The sequence below is a fragment of the Luteitalea sp. genome (assembly GCF_044337415.1).
Taxonomy (GTDB): Bacteria; Acidobacteriota; Vicinamibacteria; order Vicinamibacterales; family Vicinamibacteraceae; genus Luteitalea.
Genome location: NZ_JBIINP010000012.1, coordinates 13,457 through 37,023, shown reverse-complemented (window position 1 = coordinate 37,023; position 23,567 = coordinate 13,457). Strand labels below are relative to the sequence as shown.

Sequence of the window (23,567 nt, the reverse complement as noted above, 5' to 3'; positions counted from 1 at the left end):
CAACACGCTACAATTCGCGCCGTGGGATCGCGCGCCGTCACCCTGCACCTCCTGCTGGTCGGGGCGATGTCGAGCCTGCCCTCATGGGCCGTGGCCCAGGCCGGCGGTCCACGCGAGGTGCACGCCGTCCGGTTCGTGACGCCGCCTGTCGTCGATGGCCGGCTCGACGAGGCGGCGTGGCAGGGCATCGCGCCGGCCTCCGGGTTCCTGCAGCGCGACCCCGTCCAGGGCGAGCCTGCGTCGGAAGACACCGAGGTCCGCGTCGGGTACGACGATCAGGCCCTCTACGTCTCCGCGCGGCTGCGCGATCGCGAGCCGTCCGCCATCGTGCGCCAGTTGTCGCGGCGCGACGTGGCCGTCGAGGCCGACGCCTTCCTCGTGTACCTCGACCCGCATCATGACCACCTGACAGGCGCGCAGTTCGGCGTGTCGGCGGCTGGCGTGCAGCGCGACGCCCTCATCTACAACGACCAGTTCCTGGACCCGACGTGGGACGCCGTGTGGGCCTCGGCCGTGCGCATCGACGACGAGGGCTGGACGGTCGAGATGCGGATCCCGCTGTCGCAACTGCGGTTCACGGCCAGCGACCGCGCCACGTGGGGCATCAACGTGCAGCGGGTCATCCAGCGCCGCAACGAGTCGGACTGGCTCGAGCTGGTGGGGAAGAACGAGCCCGGCCTGGCGTCGCGCATGGCGCACCTGGACGACATTGTCGGTATCCGCCCGCCCGGCACGCTGGAGCTGATGCCCTATGCCACCTCCCGCGCCGAGTTCATCGAGCCACTCGTGCCTGGCAACCCGTTCAACGACGGCACGCGCGGGTTCGCGGCGGCGGGCATGGACCTCAAGTACGGCGTGACGAGCAACCTCACGCTCGATGCGACCTTCAACCCGGACTTCGGCCAGGTCGAGGTGGACCCCGCGGTAGTCAACCTCACGCAGTTCGAGGTGTTCTTCGAGGAGCGGCGGCCGTTCTTCACCGAGGGCGCGAAGGTCTTCGGTAACTTCGGCCGCAGCGGCGCCAGCGAGTACTGGGGCTTCTTCCGGCCAGAGCCGACCCTCTTCTACAGCCGCCGCATCGGCCGCGCGCCGCAGGGCCGGTACGCCAGTCCCTACCTCGACGCTCCCTCCACGACGACGATCCTCGGCGCCGGCAAGCTCGTGGGCCGGACGCGGCGCGGCTGGACGATCGGCGCGCTGAATGCGGTGACCGGCCGCGAGCAGGCGCGACTCTCCAACGGCGTCCAGACGATCGAGCGAGACGTCGAGCCGCTCACCAACTACGCCGTCGTGCGGGCCCAGCGCGAACTTGGCGCCCGCGCCGGCATCGGCCTGCTCGGCACGTCGGTGGTCCGCGAGGGGCGCGAGGCGCAGCTCGAGAACGCGCTCACCTCGCGTGCGCACATGCTCGGCATGGACGGGCACTGGTTCCTCGACGCGTCGCGCCGGTGGGTGCTGCATGGCGGGATCGCGGGCAGCCGCGTCGAGGGGACCGCCGCGGCGATGACGCGCCTGCAGCGTGCCGAGCAGCGCTACTACCAGCGGCCCGACGCACCGCACGTGTCGCTCGACCCGACCGCCACGAGTCTCTCGGGCTGGACCGGGCAGGCGAACCTGAACAAGCAGGGCGGCAACATCACCGCCAACTTCGGCGTGTGGGGGATGAGTCCCGGGCTCGAAGTCAACGACCTCGGCTTCTCGACGCAGACCGATCGCGCCGGCGGTCACGCGATGGTCCAGTTCAGGAAGCTGATCCCGTCGGGCTGGACCCGGGAGCGCACGGCCTGGGTCTCCAAGTGGTGGACGTGGAACTACGGCGCCGAACTGCAGGGCGACGGGTGGCAGGGGGCGATGAGCGCGCAGTGGCGCAACTTCTGGCGCACGTCGCTCACGCTCACGCACGCGCGGCGCGTGTGGGACGACAAGCTCACGCGCGGCGGGCCGACGGTGATCCGCCCGGGCAGCGTCGGCGCGCAGTTCAGCGTGCTGAGCGACAACCGGAAGGTGGCCGTCGTCGGCACCGACCTCGGGTACACCGCGCGGCAGTACGGCGCGTCGGCGCTCACCGCCGGCGTCAGCGTCGCGCTGCGCCCGGCCCCGGCCGTCACCCTCAGCGTCGGTCCCGCGTACCGGCGCAACATCGTCGCCGCGCAGTACCTGTCCACGGTCGACGACCCGCTCGCGACGCAGACCTACGGTCGCCGGTACGTCTTCGGCGAACTCGATCAGACCGAGGTGTCGATGGTCACGCGCCTCAGCCTGGTCACGTCGCCCCGCACGTCGCTGCAGGTGTTCCTGCAGCCCCTCGTGTCGGCGGGGGACTTCGGGGCGATCAAGGAGGTGGCGGCGCCCCGCACGTTCGCGTTCGTCCGCTACGGCGAGGATGCCGGCAGCACCATCGCGCCCGGCCCTGCGGGACAGGGCCTCGTGATCGACCCCGACGGTGCGGGCGCCGCGGCGCCCTTCGCGATCGCGCAGCCGGACTTCAACATCCGGTCGTTGCGCGCCAACACGGTCTTCCGCTGGGAGTTCCGCCCGGGCTCGACGCTGTTCGTGGTGTGGACACAGAACCGCCGCGACACGGGCCTCACCGGCGCGTTCGACCTCGGCGACGACGCCGGTCGCGTCTTCTCGGCGCCGGCCGACGACGTGCTGCTGGTGAAGATGTCGTACTGGTTCGGGCTGAGATAGCGCACAAGGGACAAGGGACCAGTACGCGAGTCACAAGGGATACGAGGGACAAGGGACAGGAGAAGGCCACGGGAGGAGGGACAAGGAAAGGCAACCAACTGCCGGACTCCCGACGGTCATCGCGCACAGCGTGGCACAGACGCCACTCGTCGGTGTCGCCCTCTCGGTACCCCTCGTGTCTTGTCCGTCGTGCTCCTGCTGTCCAGATACGCGCATGCGTGGCCCTGCCCGTGTGACCTGGCAGTCCGTGTCCGTTGTCCCTGACCGCCTTGTCCCTGGTCCCTCGCCGCCCTTGTGACTTGCGTACTCGTCCCTTGTCCCTTGCGCGGATGCTGCCCCGCCTCGCCCGTGACCTGGCAGTCCGTGTCCCTTGTCCCTGACCGCCCTGTCCCTGGTCCCTTGACTCCCTTGTGACTCGCGTACCTGTCCCTTGTCCCTTGCGCGGATGCTGCCCCGCCTCGCCCGTGACCTGGCAGTCCGTGTCCCTTGTCCCTGACCGCCTTGTCCCTGGTCCCTCGCCGCCCTTGTGACTTGCGTACTCGTCCCTCGTCCCTTGACTCCCTTGTGACTCGCGTACCTGTCCCTTGTCCCTTGCTCGGATGCTGCCCCGCCTCGCCCGTGACCTGGCAGTCCGTGTCCCTTGTCCCTGACCGCCTTGTCCCTCGTCCCTTGACTCCCTTGTGACTCGCGTACCTGTCCCTTGTCCCTTGCGCTGATGTGTTCCCTGTAGGACCAGTCCGACACCGCGGCGGCGCATGCGTCAGGGTTGCGTTTCCCGTGTGCCGCGAATCCGGCAACGGGGATACACTCTGCACGACTCCATGCCCATGCCCCTGAATCGACGCGCGTTCCTCTCGGCAACGGCCTCGGCGGCCGTGGCCTCGACCTTCACCGTCGCGCCCTCCGGCGCTGCCCCGATCCGCCGCGTTGGCAAGAGCCAGCTCCGCGTGGGACTGGCCGCCTACTCGATGCGGCAGTACCTGACGGCCAAGCCCGGCACGAAGGGGCAGATGGACCTGCTCGGCTTCATCGACTACGCCGCGACCCTGGGCGTGGATGCCGTGGAGCTGACGTCCTACTTCTTCCCCGCGACGTTCGACCGCGCGTACCTGAACGAGGTGAAGCGCCGCTGCCACGTCAACGGGCTCGACATCTGCGGTGGCGCCATCCGCAACAACTTCACGCTGCCCGACGAGGACCCCGAGCTGAAGAAGTGGCTCGACCACACCGACACGTGGCTCGGCCACTACGCGGTGCTCGGCGCCCCGGTCGTGCGCGTGTTCAGCGGCGTGCCGCCCAAGGGGATGTCCGAGGAGCAGGGCATCGCCAACGGCATCAAGAACCTCAAGAAGGCGCTCGTGTTCGCCGAGAAGCACGGCGTCATCCTCGGCCTCGAGAACCACGACTACCTGACCAAGATCGACCGGATGCTGCCGGCGCTCAAGGAGATCGACTCGCCCTGGTTCGGCGTGAACCTCGACTCCGGCAACGTCGACGACACCGACGTCTACCCGCAACTGCAGAAGATCGTGCCCTACGCGGTCAACGTGCAGCTCAAGGTCGACACCGGCCCCGTCAAGCAGAAGGTCCCCACCGACGTGCCGCGCTTCGTGAAGCTGCTGAAGGACGCGGGCTACCGCGGCTACGTCGTGCTCGAGTACGAGTCCGCGCCCGATCCGTACGAAGCCATCCCGCAGCACCTCGCCACCCTGCGCGACGCCATCCAAAAGGCCTGAGGACCCATGGACTTCATCACCGCCCTGTTCGTGTTCATGCTGGCGACGTTCATCGGTATGGACGTCATCCGGCGCGTCTCGCGGCTGCTCCACACGCCGCTCATGTCCCTCACCAACGCGATCTCCGCCATCGCGATCGTGGGCGCCATCATCCTGGCCGGCCCGCAGCACGACCGCCTGAGCACCATCCTCGGCGCCGTCGCCGTGTTCGCCTCGACGACGAACATCATCAGCGGCTTCCTCATCACGGACCGCATGCTGAAGATGTTCAAGACGAAGGACGGTGGCAAGTGAGTCCGCAGACCATCGACGTCGTCTATCTCGTCTCTGCGGCGCTGTTCATCTTCTCGCTCAAGTGGATGAGCGACCCGAAGACGGCCCGCAACGGCGTCTTCGCCGGCGTCGCCGCCATGGCGCTCGCGGTGGTCGGCACGCTGTTGCGCACCGACATCACCGTCAACGGCTACATCTGGATCGGCGTCGCGGTCGTGCTCGGCACCATCGTCGGCGTGCCGCTGTCGTGGGTCCCGCTCACGGCCGTGCCGCAGCGGACCGCGCTGTCGCACGCCTTCGGCGGCCTGGCCGCCGGCCTGGTCGGCATCGGCAAGTTCTACCTCTTCATGCACGAGGGCGACCTCACGGCGTTCCGCACCGGCGCGATCGTGTTCGAGGTGGCGCTCGGCCTGATGACCTGCACGGGCAGCCTGGTGGCCGCCGGCAAGCTGCAGGAAGTGCTGCCGACGCGCCCGGTGACCTACCCGGGCCAGAACTTCGTGAACTTCTCGCTCATCGGCGCCGGCGTGCTCATCGGCATCCTGCTGGTCGTCAACCCGGCGTGGACGTTCCTCTTCCCGGTGCTCATCGTCCTGTCGCTCCTCTTCGGCGTGATGCTCGTGATGCCGATCGGCGGCGCCGACATGCCCACCGTGATCTCGCTGCTCAACTCGTACGCCGGTCTCGCCGCCGTCGCGATGGGCTTCGTGCTCGAGAACAAGCTCCTCATCGTCGCCGGCGCGCTCGACGGGTCGTCGGGCCTGATCCTCTCGATCATCATGTGCCGCGCGATGAACCGCTCGTTCACCAACGTGCTGTTCGGCGCCTTCGGCCAGGTGCAGGCGGCCGCGGCCGCTGGCGAGCAGAAGGTGGCCAAGTCGGCCACGATCGAGGACGCGGCGCAGATCCTCGAGAACGCCGACCGCGTGGTGATCGTGCCGGGGTACGGCATGGCCGTCGCCCAGGCGCAGCACCGCGTGCGCGACGTGTACGAGGCCCTCACGAAGAAGGGCGTCGACGTGAAGTTCGCCGTCCACCCCGTGGCCGGCCGCATGCCCGGTCACATGAACGTGCTGCTGGCCGAGGCCGAGATCCCCTACGACCGCCTCGTCGAGATGGACGACATCAACCCCGAGATGAGCCAGGTGGACGTCTGCGTCATCCTCGGCGCCAACGACGTCGTCAACCCGGCCGCGCGGCACGACAAGAGCAGCCCGATCTACGGCATGCCCATCATCGACGCCGACAAGGCCCGCACCGTGCTCGCCAACAAGCGCTCGATGAACCCGGGCTTCGCGGGCATCGAGAACGAGCTGTACTACGCGCCCAACACCCTCATGGTCTTCGGCGACTCGAAGGTCGTGATGGGCGACATCGCCAAGGCGCTGGCCGGCGAGAGCGGGATGCACTAGGCAGGCACAGGGCTCAAGGCTCAGGGCTCGAGGCTCGGAGTGCAGGGCTGACGGCTCACGGCTCACGCCTGATTCAGGGGCGCCTTCCGCAAAGGGGGCGCCCCTTTCCATTCCCGACTCCCGACTCCCGACTCCCGACCCCCGACCCCCGATTCCCGATTCGTTCAGAATGGGGGCCATGCCCATTCCCGTGTCACGCCGAGACCTGATCGCGCTCTCCATGGCCGCACCGCTGGCCGCGTCCGGCTCGCCCGCCGTGTTGCGTGGCGCCGGTCCGCGCGTCGTGGTGGTGGGCGCCGGGGCCTTCGGCGGCTGGACCGCCCTGATGCTGCGTCGCGCCGGCGCCGACGTGACGCTCGTGGACGCCTGGGGTCCCGGCCATGCGCGTGCCAGCTCCAGCGGCGAGACCCGCGTCATCCGCGGCACCTACGGCGACCGCGCGATCTACACCACGATGGCGGCGCGGGCGATGCGCCTGTGGCAGGCGCACGACGCCCAGGCGGGGCGCCACTTCTTCCACAAGACCGGCGCGATCTGGATCTTCAGCGGCGACGAGTCGTTCGGCGAGTCGTCGGTGGCGCCGATGCGCGCGGCGGGCCTGCCGATCGAGTGGCTCGATCCGGCGCAGGCACGCGCCCGCTGGCCGCACATGGCCTTCGAGGGCGTCACGCGCGTGCTCTGGGAGCCCGAGGCCGGCTATGCGCTGGCGCGTCGCGCCTGCGAGCACGTGGTCGAGACGTTGATCGCGGAAGGCGGCCGTTACGTCGTCGGCGCCGTACCCCCGGTGTCGGCCGACACCCCGATCAGCAGCCTCACGCTCGCGGGCGGCGAGACGTTGCAGGCCGATCGGTTCGTCTTCGCCTGCGGCCCGTGGCTCGGCACCGTGCTGCCAGACGTCGTCGGCACCCGCGTCCGTCCCTCGCGGCAGGAGTCGTTCTACTTCGGCACGCCGGCCGGCGACACCCGCTGGTTGCCGCCGGGCATGCCGGTGTGGCTCGACTACGGCGCGCGGCTCTACTACGGCATCCCGGGCAACGCCCATCGCGGGTTCAAGGTGGCCGACGACTCGTACGGGGCCACGTTCGACCCCACGCACGGCGACCGTGCGCACACGCCGGAGATGCTGGCCGAAGCCCGCGCGTTCCTGCGCCGACGCTTCCCGGCGCTCGCCGATGCGCCCCTGCTCGGGTCCGAGGTGTGCCAGTACGAGCTCACGTCGGACTCGCACTTCCTGATCGACCGTCATCCCCGTGCCGCCAACGCGTGGATCGTCGGCGGCGGATCGGGCCACGGCTTCAAGATGGGGCCCGCGCTCGGCGAGTACGTCGCCAGGCTCGTGCTCGAACAGGGACAGACGGCACCCGAGTTCAGGCTCGCGCATCGGTGAGCATGCGGTTACGCTCATCGACACGGGTCGCGGGCCTCCTGCTATGCGCGGGCCTGGCACTGCGTGCCGACACGCCGGCGCTGCTGATCAGGCATGCCACCGTGGTCGACGTCGCCGCGGGAGTGCTGCGCACCGACCAGGCCGTGCTGGTGCGGGGCGATGCGATCGTCGCGGCGGGTCCCGACGCCGAGGTCGCGTCGGCGGCAGCGACGGCACGCGCCATCGATGCGCGCGGGCGCTTCGTGGTGCCCGGCCTGTGGGACATGCACGTCCATGCCCTGTGGGATCCCGTGGCCATCGACACCGCGTTGCCGCTGCTGGTGGCGCACGGCGTCACGGGCGTCCGCGACATGGGCGGCTCGCTGGCCGTGCTGGAGGACGTGCGGGCCCGTGTGGCGCGCGGTGCGCTGCTGGCGCCGCGCCTGTTCGCCGCCGGGGTGATCCTCGACGGACCGCAGCCCGTCGATCCCTCGGTCTCCATCGCCATCGCGTCAGCCGACGAGGGGCGGGCGGCCGTGCGACGGCTCGCCGCGGCCCGGGTCGACTTCCTGAAGGTGTACACGCTCCTGCCGGCGGCCGCTTTTGCTGCCGTGGTCGATGAAGCGGCGTCTGCCGGTCTGCGTGTGAGCGGCCACGTACCGGGCGACGTGAGCGCGCGCGAGGCCGCGCGCGCCGGCATGCACACCATCGAGCACATGCAGGCCGAACTCGGGACGTTCTGCCCGACCTCGGCGCCGGTCGCCGACTGCGAGCCGCTCATCGACGAGTTCCGTCGGCGGGGTACCTGGCAGACGCCCACGCTTGCCGTGCGACGGGCCCGGGCCTTCAGCAACGAGGCGTCGTACGTCGATGACCCTCGACTGGCGACCGTGCCGCGTGCGCTGCGAGAGCAGTGGCTGGCCACGCGCCGCGCTCGGGTCGCACGCCTCGGCGCCGCGGGCTACGCCAGGATGCGGACCGAGTACGCGCACGAGGAAGCGCTGGCCCGACGGCTGCACGACCGCGGTGTCCTGATGCTTGCCGGCTCCGACGCGGGCGCCGACTTCAGCCACTGGGGTTCCGGCCTGCACGACGAACTCGCGGCGCTCGTCACGGCCGGCCTCACGCCGTTGCAGGCACTGCGGCTGGCCACGACGGAGCCCGCCACGTTCCTGGGACGCGCCTCACGTATGGGCCACGTCGGCGCAGGAGCGCAGGCCGATCTCGTCTTGCTCGACGGCAACCCGCTCGACGACGTCCGGGCCCTGGCGCGCGTGCACGCGGTGATCGCGGCGGGGCAGTGGCTCGACCGGCCGCGCCTCGACGCGATGATCGCGGGTGCGCGTCTCGCGGCACGCTGACTGCGGGTACGCTTGGTCCATGGAGTGCACTCGCGCGCAGTTCCTGTCGACCCTGGCCGCGGCCCTGGTGACCGCGCGCTCGTCTGCCGCCGCACAGAAAGGGCCCCGCATGATCACCAGGACGATTCCCTCGAGCGGCGTGGCCGTGCCCGTGATCGGCGTCGGCACGTGGCGCGGCTTCGACGTCGGCGCCGACGCGGCCAGGCGGGCGCAGCTCACGGGTGTCCTGCAGGCGCTCTTCGACGCGGGTGGGCGCGTCATCGACAGCTCGCCGATGTACGGCTCGTCGGAGGAGGTCTCTGGCGACCTGCTCACGGCGCTGGGCGCGCACGAACGGGCGTTCGTGGCGACCAAGGTGTGGACCGAAGGGCGCGACGCCGGCATCAGGCAGATGGAGGACTCCATCCGCAAGCTGCAGCACCCACGCCTCGAGCTCATGCAGATCCACAACCTCGTGGATTGGCGCATCCACCTCGCGACGCTGCGGGCCTGGAAGAAGGAGGGGCGCATCGCGCACCTCGGCATCACCCACTACCGCGACGACGCGCATGAGGCGCTCGAGGCCGTGATGACCTCCGAGGCGATCGACAGCGTGCAGCTGAACTACTCGATCGACAACCGGGCCGCAGAGCGAAGGCTGTTGCCGCTCGCCGCCGACCGCGGCATCGCCGTGCTCGTGAACCTGCCTTTTGGTGGGGGCGGCCTGCTGCGCAAGGTGCAGGCACAGCCGCTGCCGGGATGGGCGGCCGAGATCGGCTGCCGCACGTGGGCCCAGGTGCTGCTCAAGTACGTGGTGTCGCATCCGTCGGTGACCTGTGTCATCCCGGGCACCAGTCGTCCCGAGCACATGCGCGAGAACGCCGAGGCTGGCACGGGCCCCCTGCCCGACGCCGACCTGCGCCGCCGCATGGCGGCCGTCATCGGCTGATCACGGCACCGCGCGGGCACGACGCGCGTACACTCATGGTCGAGCCTCGCGGGACCGATACCGGGCGTGGGAACCCGTGCGCCCGGCCCCCGTGCCACGCGTCCGCCCATGACCCTGCCCACCGTCTCCGCGCCCGTGACCGCCGCGCCCGATGCCGTGGGCCGCTTCGTGCGGCACCGCGCGACACCCTGGGCCCTCCTCGGCGTGTCGATGGTGCTCTGCCTGGGCGCCTGGTACCACGGCGACCGCGCCATCCGGCGGAACGCGGACGAGCGCTTCGTGTACGCGACCGACGCCGTCACCGAGCTGCTCCAGCAGCGACTCCGCGACTACGACACGGCGCTGCGCGGGGCGGCGGCCTTCGTGCGCGCGTCGCCGGGGATCTCGCGGGCCAGCTGGCGCGAGTACGTGGACAGCCTCGGCCTCGGCAGCAGCGCCCCGGCCAGCCTCGGCCTCGGCTTCGTCCCGCGCGTCGCTCACGAGGACTGGGCCGGGTTCGATCGCCGGCTCCGTGAGGACGGCCTCGGCGTGGCCGTCGCTCCAGCGCCAGGCGCGACCGATCACCTGCCGCTCGCGTATCTCGCGCCCGAGTCGTCGCCGCGGTTCCAGGCGCCCGGGACCGATCTCGCGGGCGACCCCGCGTTCGGTCCCGCACTGGCGCGCGCGGCCGAGTCCGGTGCGTCGGTGCTGCTCGATGTTCCTGCCGCAGTGCCCGACGCGGGCGCCGCCCTCGTCCAGTTCCTTCCGGTGTATGCCGCCGGCGCGCGCCCCGAAGTGGCCGACCAGCGACGCCGCGCGCTCGTGGGCTTCGTCTTCGCCGTGTTCCGTCCCGCCGACGTCGCCGGGGCGGCGGCGCCGGCCGCGCACCAGGGGCTCGGGTTCGTGGTTCGCGAGCAGCAGTCGGGGCGTGTGCTGCATCGCGACGGCATCGCCAGCGGGGCCGTTGCCTCACCCACCTTCAGCCATGCGCGGGCAGTCTCGGCCGCGGGCCGGCCCTGGGCGCTGGAGTTCGTGGCCGATGCCCGCTGGTACCTGCCGGGCGAGCGGGCGATGTCGCTGGCGGTGGCCGTGGCCAGCGTCGCGGTGAACGTCGCGCTCGGCCTGCTCTTGCTGGCGCACCGCCGCGTCCGTACGGCCGCCGAGGCACTGGTCGCCGAGAAGGACGACGCGTTGACCCGGTCGGAAGGCGCGTTCCTGGCCGTGACCGAGTCGGCTCGCGTCGCCATCGTGCTCACCGACGCGCAGGGGCGGTTCACGTACGCCAACGCCGCCGCCGAGGAGATGTTCGGCGAGCCCCGCGCGCGGCTGGTCGGTGCCAGCAGCATGCAGTACGTGGCTGCCGCCGACCGTGCCCGCTTCAAGGAGGGCCTCGACAAGTTCATCGCGGGCGAGGGCCGCATCTCCTCTGGCGCGCCCACCCCGATCCGGGGCGTGCGCGCGTCGGGCGAGGAGTTCCCGGCCGAGATCGCCCTGTCGTGGTTCGATGGCGCCGACGGGCGATACATCACGGGCGTGATCGTCGACCTCTCCGAGCGCGTTCGGGCGGAAGCCGCGGCGATGGAAGCCGAGACACGGTGGAAGGTCGCCATCGACAGCACCGACGACGGCGTGTGGGACTGGGACATCGAGGCGGGGGTCATCCGCGGGTCGCGACGTCTGTTCGAGATGCTCGGCCACGAGAGCCCCGACGGCACGATGAGCGACGCCGTGTGGAATTCGCTGATCCATCCCGACGACCTCGCCACTGCGCACGAGGACCTCTACGGCCACCTCGGGGGACACCGGCCACAGTACGTTTCCGAGTACCGGACGTGCATGCCAGACGGGTCGTACCGCTGGGTGCTGGGGCGTGGGCGCGTCATGTCGCACACTGCCGAGGGCGCGCCGCTGCGGATGGTGGGCACGTGCACCGACATCACCGAGCGTCGTGGCTCGGAGGAGACCCTCCGGTTCGCGCGCGAGCAGGCCGAGCAGGCCGCGCGCAGCAAGAGCGACTTCCTGGCGATGATGAGCCACGAGTTGCGCACGCCCATGAACGGCGTGCTCGGCATGACCAACCTGCTGTCCACCACCGAGCTGAACGGGGAGCAGCGGGAGTACCTGGACATGATCGGGCGGTCGGGCAACGCGTTGCTGCGGCTCATCGACGACATCCTCGACTTCTCGAAGATCGAGGCCGGCCGTGTCGTGCTCGAGCAGGTGTCGAGCGATGTCGGCGCGATCGCGCGCGAGGTGGTCACGCTGCTCGGCGTGCAGGCGCACAGCCGGGGCCTGCAGCTCGAGGCCACCATCGCCCCGGGCACGCCCACCATCGTCGTGACCGACCCGGGCCGCCTGCGGCAGGTGCTCTTCAACCTCGTGGGCAATGCCATCAAGTTCACCGAGGCGGGCTCGGTCGCCGTCGCCGTGAGCGCCGATCACGTGGCCGACGGCCGGGCGACGTTGCGGGTGGCGGTCACCGACACGGGCATCGGCATTCCCGACGACAAGCAGCGCCTGTTGTTCGAGAAGTTCACGCAGGCCGATGCGTCCACGACGCGGCGCTTCGGTGGCACCGGGCTGGGCCTGGCGATCTCGAAGGGGCTGGTCGAGAGCCTCGGCGGGCGCATCGGCGTGACGAGCGCGGTGGGGCGTGGCTCGCAGTTCTGGTTCACCTTCCAGGCCGTCATGGCGGCCGGCGCAGCGCCCGAGCCCGATCCGTTCCCGACGGACCTCCGTGAGGCCGAGCCCTACGCGCAGGCGTCGCCGGCGCACCGGATCCTCGTGGCCGAGGACAACCCCGTCAACCAGCGGGTCGCGCTGCGCATGCTCGAGAAGCTGGGCTACGCCGTGGACGTCGCGGTGAACGGACGCGAAGCCGTCCAGATGGTCCAGGGCACGTCGTATGCGGCGCTTTTCATGGACTGCCACATGCCCGAGATGGACGGGTTCGAGGCGACCCGGCAGATCAGGCAGCTCGCCCTTCCGGGCCCGCGTCTGCCGATCCTGGCCATGACCGCTGCCGCCGCCGAGGGGGACCGCGAGCGGTGCCTGGCGTGTGGCATGGATGACTACCTCCGCAAGCCGGTGCAGGTGCCAGAACTGCGCGCCATGCTCGAGCGCTGGGTACGCGCAGCGCCCGTTGGCTGAGCCAGGCCGCCCCGAGCACCTCCATTGGAGCCCGCGCGTACGCGCCCGCAGCCCGTCAACCTTCCGCACGGGCACACGTATTACCCGGCATGATGACCACACCCCTTCCCGCGCCCCTCCGCGCGGTCCTGTCTCGCGTGGCCTTCGGGATCCTGTGCCTCTCGGCGGCGCCAGCCCCGGTCTGCGCCCAGCGCGCCACCGCTGCCGCCGTGCCCCAGGTCGCGCCAGCTGCGGCTCCCGCGCCGGCGATCGCCACGGCCGGCGCCGAGTCGCGCCGGGCCGACGACATCCGCGGCGAGCTCAACGAGCTGCTGCAGGAGCATCCGCCCAGCGTGCGCGAGGTGTTGCAGCGCGAGCCGGCACTGGTCGGCAATGCCGACTACCTCGCGCCCTACCCGCGCCTTGCGGCGTACCTGGCGGCCCATCCGGAGATCGCGCGGGCGCCCGCCTATTTTCTCGGGGAGCCGTACCGCAATGAACCAGGCGCCGACCCCACCTGGATGTGGCGCGAGCTCACCAGCATGATCGCGGTCGGCACGCTCCTGCTCGGCGCGGCGCTCGGCTTCGGGTGGCTGATTCGCACCGCCCTCGACCACCGTCGCTGGCAGCGCGTGTCGCGCACCCAGGTGGAGACGCACACGAAGCTCCTCGACCGGATGACGTCGAGCGAGGAACTGCGTTCCTACATGGAGTCGCCGGCGGGACGCCGGTTCCTGGAGTCGGCGCCGATCGCGCTCGACGGCCAGTCGTCGCCCATCGCCGCGCCGGTGAGTCGTATCCTGTGGTCGTTGCAGGTCGGCGTGGTGGTGCTGGCACTCGGCATCGCGCTGCAGGCCGTGAGCCGCGGCGTGGCGGCCGATGCGGCACAGCCGCTGCGCGTGCTCGGCATCCTCGCGACCGCGACCGGCGTCGGCTTCATCGTGTCGGCCGGCCTGGCATACGTGCTGTCGCGCCATCTCGGCCTCATCGGGGGCGATCGTGCCTCGTCGCCCGCCTCTGTCCGGTCCTGACATGACTGATGCCCGTCTCGACGCGCTCTCACTGCCGGCCGTCACCGCCGCCGAGGCCCTGGTGCTGCGCGAGGACGAGTTCCGCCTGCTGTACGACCGCACGGCGCGGCCCCTGTGGGTGTACCTGTACCGGCTGACGCGCGACACCGACGTGGCCGACGATCTGCTGCAGGAGACGTACTACCGCTTCCTGCGGACGCCGGGCACCTACGAGGGCCCCGCGCACGAGAAGAACGTGCTCTACCGCATCGCCACGAACCTGGTGCGGGACCGCCGTCGACGCGTGTCGCCACCGACCGTGCCTCACGACACCGAGGGGGAACGAGGCCTCTCGGTGCCGCCCGACGTGTCGACCGACGATGGCGGCCGCGAGGTGCGGGCGGCGATGGCGCAGTTGCGCCAGCGCGACCAGCAGCTGTTGTGGCTGGCGTATGCCGAGGGGTCGTCGCACCAGGAGATTGCCGCGTCGATGGGGTTGCGGCTGAGCAGTGTGAAGACGCTGTTGTTCCGGGCACGCCAGCGCCTGGCAGCGTTGCTGCCAGGGACGGGCCGTGAGCGAGGTGGGCGATGAACCAGCCCTGTGCGTACGAGGAACTCGTCGTCGCCGCGGCCGTCGAGGGTGAGCGGCCGGCGCCGCACGTCGTGAGTCATCTCTCGTCGTGCGCGTCGTGCCGCGAGGTGGCTGCCCTGACGGCGGTGCTGCGGGACGAGCGCGACGAGGCGCTGGTGGCTGCGCGTGTGCCGTCGGCCGGCGTGGTGTGGTGGCGTGCCGAACGGCGGGCCCGCCTGGAGGCGGCCCAGGTGGCCGCCCGGCCAATCACGGTGGCGACCGGCCTGGCCATCGCCAGCGCCATCGGCGTGCTGGCGTCGCTGGCGGGCGCGCTCGCGTGGTGGTGGCGCACCTGGCTCGATGTGCCGGTTCGCCTGGGGCAGGGGACGCTGCTGATCGCCGAGGGGCTGTCGACGTCGCCGAGCGGGTTGCGCCTGGCGCTGTGGTTGGCGGCCGGCGCGCTGCTGCTCGCCACTCCGGTCGCCTGGTACGTCGCCACGCGCGACGATCGTTAACGCTTGACGCTCAACGCTCAACGCCGAACGCCGAACGCCGAACGCCGAACGCCGAACAGGGGTGCTGGACAGCTCTTCCCTGTCGTTCGGAATCACGGGTTCGGAATGCAGGAATGCGGATGCTGCGGGAATTGCCGGACTTCCTCCGACATTCAGCATCGCGGCATCGCGACATTGCCAGACTGCGGCTACGCCACCGGCTTGCGGGTGTGGCGCTGCCGCATCAGGTCGGCCTCCTCCGTGAGGATACGGAAGGTGATCTGGCTCTCGAAGACGAGGGCGAGCGCGCCCGACATGATCGCCAGCACGCCGATCACGCACGCCGCGATCGTGAGGCGCAGCACCCACATCCGGGCCAGGTCGTGATCGGGCGTCACGATTGCCGCGCCGATGAGTGCGAGCATCGTCCCGAACGCGAAGCTGCCAACCGCCAGGTAGAACGCCGTCATCGCGCGGACGATGATCCGGACACGCTGCTCGGCCAGCGCCATGAGTGCCAGTTCGCGGGTGGCGAGCGGTCCCTCGGGCTGCTCCGCGGCTGCCATGTGGACGGCAAGCGCGCGCACGCGGTCGACGGCCCGCGCCAGCCGGTTGGTGGTGCCGAGCAGCAGCAGGCTCGACGCGTTGGTCAGCAGCGCAGGTGCGGCGATGAACGTGAGTGCCGCGAAGGGATTCGGGCCGCCAAGGCCGGCGGTGGGGTCCATGTCATGCCTCATGGGTCATGCCTCATGCCTCATGGCAGGGCACATGCGAAAAGGGCCGAGCGCTGGGACGAGGAGTCAGGCCTCCCCGACTGCGCCGACGCCGACCTGCTGCAGCGCGGCGGGCTGTCCCTCGATGGCGATCGCGGCCACCAGGCTCGGGTCGGGCGTGCGCAGATCCCGCACGAAGAGCGGCGCCGGATGGTCGTCGAGGCGCACCTCGCGCCAGCCATCGGCATCGGGCGCGGCGTCGACGCGCACCGTGAGGCCGCCGCGCAGCCCCACGCCCGTCGCCTTCAGCACGGCTTCCTTGCGCGTCCACCACTGGTGGAAGAGCGCGGTCCGCTCGTCCTCGCCGCAGGACGCGAGCCGCGCGTACTCGTCCGCGGCATAGAAGCGCTGGGCAATCGGCAGGATCCGTCGTCGCGGCTCGATGTGCTCCACGTCGATGCCGATCGGCCCGTGGTCGCAGACCGCCGCCGCCGCGTACCCGCCGCCATGGGCCACGCTGACGTGCAGCGGCTGCGGACGGCCGTCGCGATAGGTCAGCATCGGCTTTCCAGACGGCAGCGTGTGCCAGCCGAATTCCTCGAGCTCGGGCGCGGTCGACGGCAACGGTGCGGTGCCGTCGCCCCAGGCGAGCCGGTACGACGCGAGCATCCGCACGCCGACGTGGGCGGCGAGGAACAACGGCTTGCCGGCCTCGTGCAGTTGCGCCCACCGGGCGTGTTCGCCGGGGTCGAGCACCTGTGGGGCCCACGCGGGCGCGCCGGGCACGCCCGGCACGAACGTCGCGTGGATCATGGGCGGCAGCGCGCGCACCCCGCAAGGGTACACTTGTCAGACCGTCGCCACGTCTGACGTTGGTACTCCCGAGAGAGCCCTGGCACTGCGACCCGGGGCATGCGAGGCGCGATGTCCACCCCACGTTTGCCCTGGGACGATGACGTCCAGGGGGAAGAGTCGGCAGCCGGGAGTCGGCAGTCGGCAGTCCCAACCTCGGTCCCGAGTGCGGCCGGCGTCCCATCGGATTCGCCGCCTCGGAGCGCCTCCGCTCCGGCCAGCATTGGCGCCTCGACTGCCGACGCCTCACCGCCCGTTGCCGGATCGCTGCGCACGGCCATCCACGGCACCGCCCGTGCGCGCCTGGCTGCGGTCCGCCGCCACGTGGTGGCGCACCGCCTGGACCGCATCCGCGTCCTCGCGCCCACCCACGAGCACGCACACGACGTGGTGCGGCATGCGCTGGCAGACGAGCCCGCGTCCCTCGGCGTCGAACGCGCCGGGTGGGTCGGCTACAGCGTGCGCCTCGCGACCCCGGCGCTCGTCGCGCGCGGCCTCGCGCCGGTCACGGGCCTCGGCGTGCAGGCCATCGTGGCGCGGGTCGTCTCGCAGGCGCGCGACGAGGGTGCGCTCACGTACTTCGCCGAGGCCAGCCGTCATCCCGGCTTCGTGCCATGCCTGACGCGCACCCTGACCGACGTGCGCCTCGCCGGCGTGACGCCCATGGGACTCGACGATGGGACACCCAAGGGGCGCGATCTGGCGTGGCTGCTTGCAGGTGTCGAGCGGGCGATGGCCGAGCTGGGGCGTGCCGACCGCGCGCAGGTGCTGAGGCTGGCGGCCGAGGCGGTGGAGCAGGGCGCTGCGCACGACCTCGCACTGCCGCTCGCCCTCGTCGACCCACCGCTCGCGAGTCGCCTCGACGTGCAACTGGCAAGGGCCCTGCTCGCGCGCAGTCGCGATCCCCTGCTTTCCGCGCCCGCCGGCGATCCCTGGGTGCGTCGGCTGCTCGACGCGCATCCATCCGCGGGCGATGCCATCGATCCGGCCGACGTGCGCGACGTCCCGGCAGCGCTGCTGCGCGTGCACGCAGGCCTGTTCGAGCCGTCCGACGCGGCGCGCGAGGCCATGCCCGGCGACGCGTCGGTGGACACGATGTCGGCACCTGGCGAGGGGCGCGAGTGCGTGGAGGTGGCGCGCACGATCCTGGCCCACGCCGAACAGGGCACCCCCTTCGACCGGATCGCGATCGTGATCCGGGCGCCCGAGTCGTACGCAAGCCACCTCGAGACGGCCTTGCGACGCGCCGGCATTCCCGCGTACTTCGGTCGCGGCACGCGGCGTCCCGATCCGGCCGGGCGCGCATTGCTCGCGCTGCTCGCCTGCGCGGTCGAGGGGCTCTCGGCCCGTCGCTTCGCCGAGTACCTGTCACTCGCCCAGGTGCCGGCCACCCCGGTCGAACCGTCCGGACCCGTCGATGGTCGCGAGCCGGCCGACGAACCCGTGGCCACCTTCCCGGACGAGGCAGAGGCCCTCGGCCTGTTGGCGCCGCCGTTCCCTCGAACCGTGTCGGAGGACGACGAGGTCGCCCCAGCGGGCGAGGGCACGGCGTCGGGCCGCCGCTCGCCGTGGCGCTGGGAGGCCATCCTCAACGACGCCCACGTGATCGGTGGTGCCGATCGCTGGGCGCGTCGCCTCCGCGGGCATCGCGAACAACTGCAGCTGCGCGCCGACGCCGCTCGCAAGGACGACCCGAGCTCGCCCCGGCACGAGAGCCTGCAGCGGCAGGTGGCATGGGCCGACGAACTCATCACGTTCGCGGGCGACGTGATCGGCGATCTGGCCGCGTGGCCGGCACTCGACGACTGGGGCGGCTGGCTGGCGCGCCTGCGCACCCTCGTGCCGCGGGTGCTCGCGCGCCCGCAGCGCGTGCTCGCGACGCTGGCGGAACTGCAGCCGCTCGCCGGCGTGTCGCACGTGAGCCTCGCCGAGGTGCACGACGTGCTCCGCGACAGGCTCACCGCCTTGCCCGTGCCTCCCCCGGCGCACCGGTACGGCAGGGTCTTCGTCGGCACGCCGGACCACATGCGCGCCCGCACCTTCGACGTCGTGTGCGTGGTCGGCTTGTCGGAGCGCGTGTTCCCGCAACGCAGCCGTCAGGATCCGCTGCTGCTCGACGAGGAGCGCGCGCGCCGCTCGCCCGACCTCGCCACCGACGATGACCGGGTCGCCCTCGAGCGCCTGCAGCTGCGCGTGGCCGCCGGCGCGGCGACGCGCGCGCTCGTCGCCTCGTATGCCTCGATGGAGACCGCGCAGGCACGGCCACGCGTGCCGTCCTTCTACGCGATCGACGTGCAACGCGCCGTCACCGGCCACGTGCCCGGGTACGAGGCGCTGATGCGGCAGGCGCAGCAGCGCAGCGGCGCTCGCCTGGCGTGGCCGGCGCCGACCGATGCCACTGCCGCGATCGACGCGGCAGAGCACGACCTGAGCGTGCTGCAGCGCTACCTGCGCGGCGCCGAGGCCGACGTCCTCGGCCGCGCACGCTACCTGTTCGAGCTGAACCCGGCCCTCCGCCGGGCGCTGCTGGCGCGCTTCCACCGCATGAAGTCGGCGTGGAGCGCGCACGATGGTCTCGTGGCGCCGCCCGCCCTGCTGGCGCGCCACCGGCTCCAGGCGCGCGCCTACTCCGCGTCGGCACTCCAGCGGTTCGCCAGCTGCCCGTACCAGTTCTACCTGTCGACGATCCTGCGGCTCGAACCCCGCGAGGAGGCCGCGCCGCTCTCGACCCTCGATCCGCTCACCCGCGGCTCGATGGTGCACGAGATGCTCGCCGGCATCATGCGGGCCCTCATCGACGGCGGCCTGGCGCCGCTCGACGCGGCCCGCGCGGACGAGGCGGCTGCCATCGCCGACGGCATCGTGACCGAGGTGGCCAGCGCCTACGAGGACGCGCTGTGTCCGCCCATCCAGCGCGTGTGGGACGACGCCATCACCGCGATCAGGCGCGACGTGCAGGTGTGGGTCGCGCGGCTGCCCGAGGACGGCGCTGGCGTGTGGGCGCCGGCGCGCGTGGAGATCGGCGTCGGGTTCGCCGGCGGCTTCGGGCGCGACCAGGCCAGCGTCGCCGAGGACGTCCGGCTGCCTGACCAGACACGCCTGCACGGCGTGGTGGACCTGCTCGAACAAGGCCCCGACGACACCTGGCGCATCACCGACTACAAGACCGGACGCCATCGCCTGCCGGGGACGACCGTGGTCAACGGCGGCCGCACCCTCCAGCCCGTGCTCTACGCCATGGCCGTCGAGGCCGCGTTCGGCGGGCAGGTCACGGAGTCGCGGCTCTACTACTGCACCGAGGACGGCGGCTTCGAGGTGCACCCGTGGGCCGTGACCGGCGCCACCGGCGAGGCGACCCGCCGGGCAGGACTCGAGGTGCTCGCCATCATCGACCACGCCATCGAGGACGGCCGCTTGCCGGCCGCGCCCGCCGAGGACGCGTGCACCTGGTGCGACTTCCGCCCGGTCTGCGGGCCCGGGGCGCAGCACGTGCCACGCAACAAGGATCGCCGCGCGCTCGAGGAACTCACGCTCCTGCGGAGGATGAAATGAGCGGCGTCCGCCCTGTGCTGGTCGACCAGCCCGACCGCGATCGCATCCGCACCGCGCTCGACGACACGCTCGTCGTCGAGGCCGCCGCGGGCACGGGCAAGACCACCGAGCTGGTCGCGCGGATGGTCAACACGCTCGCCGAAGGTCGCGCGCGGATCGGCGAGATCGTCGCCGTGACCTTCACGGAGAAGGCGGCCGGCGAGTTGAAGCTCCGCCTGCGCGAGGAGATCGAGCACGCCAGGGCGACGCGCGAGGGCGAGGCCCGCCAGCGGCTGGAGGAGGCGCTGGCGCACCTCGAGGACGCGCACGTCAGCACGATCCACGGCTTCTGCGCCGACCTGCTGCGCGAGCGCCCCGTCGAGGCCGACGTCGACCCGCGCTTCGAGGTGCTGCTGGAGCCCGTTGCGGCCCAGATGCTCGATGGCGTCGTCGACCAGTGGCTGCAGGAGGGACTCGAGGCGCCGCCCGAGGGCGTGCGCCGCGTGCTGCGCCGGGCCTGGCGCGAGGATGACGAGGGCGAGGCAGGGCCCCGGGCCGCGCTGCGGCGGGCCGTGCAGTCGCTCGCCGAGTGGCGCGACTTCTCCACGGAGTGGCGCCGGGATCCGATCGACAGGCGCGCCCTGATCACGGGCGTCATCGACGCGATCCGGGACCTGGCGGCCGTCACGGCGAAGGGCCACGGGTCGGACAACCTGTTTGTCGACACGGCGCCGATTCGCCGCTTCGCGCGCGCCCACCGCGGGCCCGTGCCTGCTGGACCGGAGGGCGAGGATGCGCTCGACGCCCTCGAGGCGCAGCTCGGCCCGCTGTCGCGAGACAAGGCGTTCACGCGCTGCCGCAGCGGCTACGGCACCACCTACGCGCAGGGCGTGCCGCGGGCCGACGTCAAGGCGATGCACGCGGCGGTGAAGGCACAACTGCAGCAGGCCATGGCTGCACTCGAGGGGGATCTCGCGGCGTGCCTGCAGCGCGAACTGCAGCCGTGCCTGGCGCGCTACGAAGCGGCCAAGCAGGCACGCGGGGCGCTCGACTTCACCGACCTGCTCGTACGGGCACGCGACCTGCTGCGCGACGACCGCGGCGTGCGCGAGGACTTCCAGGCCCGGTACCGCCGCCTGTTCGTCGACGAGTTCCAGGACACCGATCCGATCCAGGCCGAGATCCTGCTGCTGCTCGCTGCCGACGATCCCTCGGAATCCCGCTGGACCCATGTCCGCCCCGTGCCCGGCAAGCTCTTCATCGTCGGCGACCCGAAGCAGGCGATCTACCGGTTCCGCCGCGCCGACGTCGAGACGTACTGGCAGGTGAAGCGGCAACTCGAGTCGTTGGGGGCGCTGTCCTGCCAGCTGCGGACCTGCTTCCGCAGCGTGCCGGCGCTGCAGCGCGCCATCAACCACGTGTTCGCGCCCGTGATGGACGGCGATCCCGCGTCGGCGCAGGCCTCGTATGTGGCCCTCGAGCCGGTGCGGACCGATGTCGCCACGCAACCGGCGCTCGTCGCCCTGCCCGTGCCACGCCCCTACAAGTCGAAGTACGTGAGCTACGAGGCGATCGAGGACTCGCTGCCCGATGCCACGGGGGCCTTCGTGCACTGGCTGGTGCGCGAGAGCGGCTGGACGGTGTCCGAGCGCGCCCCCGGCGGTCGCGAGGAGCGGGTGCCGATCCAGGCCAGGCACGTCGCCATCCTGTTCCGCCGCTTCACGAGCTGGGGCGAGGACGTGACGCGCCCGTATGTCGCCGCGCTCGAGTCGAGACACGTGCCGCACTTGCTCGTGGGCGGGCGCAGCTTTCACGCGCGCGAGGAGGTCGACGCGCTACGCGTTGCGCTGTGCGCCGTCGAGTGGCCCGACGACGAACTGTCGGTGCACGCCACGCTGCGTGGGGGCTTCTTTGCGTTCGCCGATCACCAGCTCCTCGCCTACCGCGACACGCACGGCGGCCGCCTCTGGCCGATGGGCCTGCCCGACGGACCGGTGTCGCGCGAAGAGGATCCGACCGACGACGAGGCCATCGAGGACGCGCTTCGCCTGCTGCGCGACCTCCATCGCCAGCGCAATCGCGTGCCCGTGCAGGACACGGTGCAGGCGCTGTTGCGGGCCACGCGCGCGCATGCCGGGCTGGCGCTGCGGCCGGGCGGGGAACAGGCCCTCGCCAACGTGCTGCACGTGGTGGAACTCGCGCGCCAGTACGAGGCGACCGATGGCGCCTCGTTCCGCGGGTTCGTCCAGCGCTTCCTCGACGAGACGCACACCGAGGCCGCCGAGAGCCCGATCCTCGAGGAGGGCACCGACGGCGTGCGCCTGATGACCGTGCACAAGGCCAAGGGACTCGAGTTTCCCGTCGTCATCCTCGCCGACATCACGTGCCGCCTGGCGTCGGATCGCCCCTCGCGCGCCCTGGTCGCGGCACGGGGACTGTGCGTGCAGGTGCTCGCGGGGTGCACGCCGGTCGAACTCATGGAACTGCGCGACGGCGAGATCGCCAGGGACCGCGCCGAGGGGCACCGGTTGGCGTACGTCGCCGCGACGCGCGCCCGCGACCTGCTCGTGGTCCCGGGTGTGGGCGACGAGCCCTACCCCAACGCGAAGCAGGGCGAGAAGTGGATCGACGTGATGAACGCCGCCCTGTACCCCGAGCGCCCCTGGCCGGCGCCGGCCGAGGCCATCGGCTGTCCGCCGTTCGGGCGCGACACGGTGCTGGAGCGCCCGGACGAGGAGGCGGCCGCGTACGCCACGCCCCTTCGCCCCGGTCGGTACACGCTGGGCAGCGCGACTGCGCCGTTCGACGTCACATGGTGGGATCCGTCGCGGCTCGGCCTGGGCACCGAGCTGTCGTTCGGCGACCGCCAGCGGCTCCTGCTCGAGAAGAGCGCGCCGGAGTCGCGGGTGCAGGAAGGCCTCGAGGAGGTGGCGCGCTGGACGCAGGTGCACGAGGCGCGGCTGGCGGCTGGCGCGGTACCCCAGCTGCGCGTGCAGCGTGTGACCGAGGCGGCGCGCGACGCGGTGCTCCCACACGATCACGTGCGCATCGAGCAGGTCGAGGGCGTCGCGCGCCGACCCGGTGGCCGGGCCTTCGGCGCCCTGGTTCACGAGGTGCTGGCCGAGGTGTCGCTCGAGGCCGACGATGAGGCCATCGCCGCGCACGTGGCCTACAAGGCGCGCGTGCTCGACGTGGCCGACGTCGATCACGCGGCGGTCGCGGCGGCGATCCGCGGTACGCTGCAGCACCCGCTCCTGCGCGCCGCGGCCCTGGCCGATGCACGCGGACAGTGCCGACGGGAGGCGCCGGTCACGTTGCGCCTCGAGGACGGGACCTGGATCGAGGGCCAGCTCGATCTCGCGTACGAGGATGCCGACGGATGGATCGTGGTGGACTTCAAGACCGACGCCGAGCTCGACGCGAGCCTCGACGCCTACCGGCGGCAGGTGGCGCTCTACGCGCGGGCGCTGACCGCCGCGACGGGGCGCCCCGCCACCGGCGTCCTGCTGCGCGTGTGATCC

15 protein-coding genes are annotated in these 23,567 nt (G+C 71.7%); 13 read left to right on the top strand and 2 right to left on the bottom strand.

Annotated elements, in window-relative coordinates; all coding sequences use genetic code 11:
• Positions 1–21 precede the first annotated feature (21 nt).
• The 11 genes from ACIRDX_RS04045 to ACIRDX_RS03995 all read left to right on the top strand — a co-directional run bounded on the left by ACIRDX_RS04045 (position 22) and on the right by ACIRDX_RS03995 (position 14,971).
• Positions 22–2,691 carry a DUF5916 domain-containing protein gene (locus tag ACIRDX_RS04045; protein ID WP_396624118.1) on the top strand — a complete coding sequence of 890 codons (2,670 nt, stop codon included), beginning with the start codon at positions 22–24 and terminating at the stop codon, positions 2,689–2,691.
• A gap of 821 nt (positions 2,692–3,512) precedes the next feature.
• Positions 3,513–4,427 carry a sugar phosphate isomerase/epimerase family protein gene (locus ACIRDX_RS04040; protein ID WP_396624117.1) on the top strand — a complete coding sequence of 305 codons (915 nt, stop codon included), beginning with the start codon at positions 3,513–3,515 and terminating at the stop codon, positions 4,425–4,427.
• A gap of 6 nt (positions 4,428–4,433) precedes the next feature.
• Entirely contained in the window at positions 4,434–4,721 is a 288-nt protein-coding gene (locus ACIRDX_RS04035) for an NAD(P) transhydrogenase subunit alpha (RefSeq protein ID WP_396624116.1), read from the top strand.
• Complete coding sequence (locus tag ACIRDX_RS04030; RefSeq protein ID WP_396624115.1) at positions 4,718–6,112, top strand: NAD(P)(+) transhydrogenase (Re/Si-specific) subunit beta; 1,395 nt, start codon at positions 4,718–4,720, stop codon at positions 6,110–6,112. Before ACIRDX_RS04035 ends, ACIRDX_RS04030 begins: the two co-directional genes overlap by 4 nt.
• A gap of 178 nt (positions 6,113–6,290) precedes the next feature.
• Entirely contained in the window at positions 6,291–7,499 is a 1,209-nt protein-coding gene (locus ACIRDX_RS04025) for an FAD-dependent oxidoreductase (protein WP_396624114.1), read from the top strand.
• 2 nt (positions 7,500–7,501) lie between these two features.
• The gene (locus ACIRDX_RS04020) at positions 7,502–8,839 is read left to right on the top strand and encodes an amidohydrolase family protein (protein ID WP_396624113.1); all 1,338 of its coding nucleotides are present in this window, start codon (positions 7,502–7,504) and stop codon (positions 8,837–8,839) included.
• A 19-nt stretch (positions 8,840–8,858) separates the two neighbouring features.
• Positions 8,859–9,767, top strand: a complete 909-nt coding sequence (locus ACIRDX_RS04015) for an aldo/keto reductase (protein WP_396624112.1) — start codon at positions 8,859–8,861, stop codon at positions 9,765–9,767.
• 108 nt (positions 9,768–9,875) lie between these two features.
• Positions 9,876–12,896: a PAS domain S-box protein gene (locus tag ACIRDX_RS04010; protein WP_396624111.1), complete on the top strand. Its 3,021-nt coding sequence runs from the start codon at positions 9,876–9,878 to the stop codon at positions 12,894–12,896.
• Between the two features lie 92 nt (positions 12,897–12,988).
• Entirely contained in the window at positions 12,989–13,906 is a 918-nt protein-coding gene (locus ACIRDX_RS04005) for a hypothetical protein (RefSeq protein WP_396624110.1), read from the top strand.
• Position 13,907: 1 nt separating this feature from the next.
• Positions 13,908–14,477, top strand: a complete 570-nt coding sequence (locus ACIRDX_RS04000) for an RNA polymerase sigma factor (RefSeq protein ID WP_396624109.1) — start codon at positions 13,908–13,910, stop codon at positions 14,475–14,477.
• A complete protein-coding gene (locus ACIRDX_RS03995) occupies positions 14,474–14,971 on the top strand; it encodes a hypothetical protein (protein ID WP_396624108.1) in 498 nt (165 codons plus the stop codon). The genes ACIRDX_RS04000 and ACIRDX_RS03995 overlap by 4 nt, the downstream gene beginning before the upstream one ends.
• Before the next feature lie 188 nt (positions 14,972–15,159).
• Here the strand turns inward: ACIRDX_RS03995 and ACIRDX_RS03990 are convergent, their stop codons facing one another.
• A complete protein-coding gene (locus tag ACIRDX_RS03990) occupies positions 15,160–15,675 on the bottom strand; it encodes a DUF2721 domain-containing protein (RefSeq protein ID WP_396624107.1) in 516 nt (171 codons plus the stop codon).
• A 75-nt stretch (positions 15,676–15,750) separates the two neighbouring features.
• Complete coding sequence (locus ACIRDX_RS03985) at positions 15,751–16,476, bottom strand: 4'-phosphopantetheinyl transferase family protein (protein ID WP_396624106.1); 726 nt, start codon at positions 16,474–16,476, stop codon at positions 15,751–15,753.
• Between the two features lie 366 nt (positions 16,477–16,842).
• Between ACIRDX_RS03985 and ACIRDX_RS03980 the strand changes: the two genes are divergently transcribed.
• Both ACIRDX_RS03980 and ACIRDX_RS03975 read left to right on the top strand, forming a co-directional pair.
• Positions 16,843–20,067: a PD-(D/E)XK nuclease family protein gene (locus ACIRDX_RS03980; RefSeq protein WP_396624105.1), complete on the top strand. Its 3,225-nt coding sequence runs from the start codon at positions 16,843–16,845 to the stop codon at positions 20,065–20,067.
• Entirely contained in the window at positions 20,064–23,564 is a 3,501-nt protein-coding gene (locus ACIRDX_RS03975; protein WP_396624104.1) for a UvrD-helicase domain-containing protein, read from the top strand. The genes ACIRDX_RS03980 and ACIRDX_RS03975 overlap by 4 nt, the downstream gene beginning before the upstream one ends.
• Positions 23,565–23,567: the final 3 nt, after the last annotated feature.

Bases quoted from the DNA above. Each gene is read 5' to 3' on its own strand.
- ACIRDX_RS04020 (WP_396624113.1), top strand. From the start codon at position 7,502: ATGCGGTTACGCTCATCGACACGGGTCGCGGGCCTCCTGCTATGCGCG.
- ACIRDX_RS03985 (WP_396624106.1), bottom strand. From the start codon at position 16,476: ATGATCCACGCGACGTTCGTGCCGGGCGTGCCCGGCGCGCCCGCGTGG.
- ACIRDX_RS04000 (WP_396624109.1), top strand. From the start codon at position 13,908: ATGACTGATGCCCGTCTCGACGCGCTCTCACTGCCGGCCGTCACCGCC.
- ACIRDX_RS04015 (WP_396624112.1), top strand. From the start codon at position 8,859: ATGGAGTGCACTCGCGCGCAGTTCCTGTCGACCCTGGCCGCGGCCCTG.
- ACIRDX_RS04035 (WP_396624116.1), top strand. From the start codon at position 4,434: ATGGACTTCATCACCGCCCTGTTCGTGTTCATGCTGGCGACGTTCATC.
- ACIRDX_RS03990 (WP_396624107.1), bottom strand. From the start codon at position 15,675: ATGGACCCCACCGCCGGCCTTGGCGGCCCGAATCCCTTCGCGGCACTC.
- ACIRDX_RS03975 (WP_396624104.1), top strand. From the start codon at position 20,064: ATGAGCGGCGTCCGCCCTGTGCTGGTCGACCAGCCCGACCGCGATCGC.
- ACIRDX_RS04005 (WP_396624110.1), top strand. From the start codon at position 12,989: ATGACCACACCCCTTCCCGCGCCCCTCCGCGCGGTCCTGTCTCGCGTG.
- ACIRDX_RS04025 (WP_396624114.1), top strand. From the start codon at position 6,291: ATGCCCATTCCCGTGTCACGCCGAGACCTGATCGCGCTCTCCATGGCC.
- ACIRDX_RS03995 (WP_396624108.1), top strand. From the start codon at position 14,474: ATGAACCAGCCCTGTGCGTACGAGGAACTCGTCGTCGCCGCGGCCGTC.
- ACIRDX_RS04040 (WP_396624117.1), top strand. From the start codon at position 3,513: ATGCCCATGCCCCTGAATCGACGCGCGTTCCTCTCGGCAACGGCCTCG.
- ACIRDX_RS04010 (WP_396624111.1), top strand. From the start codon at position 9,876: ATGACCCTGCCCACCGTCTCCGCGCCCGTGACCGCCGCGCCCGATGCC.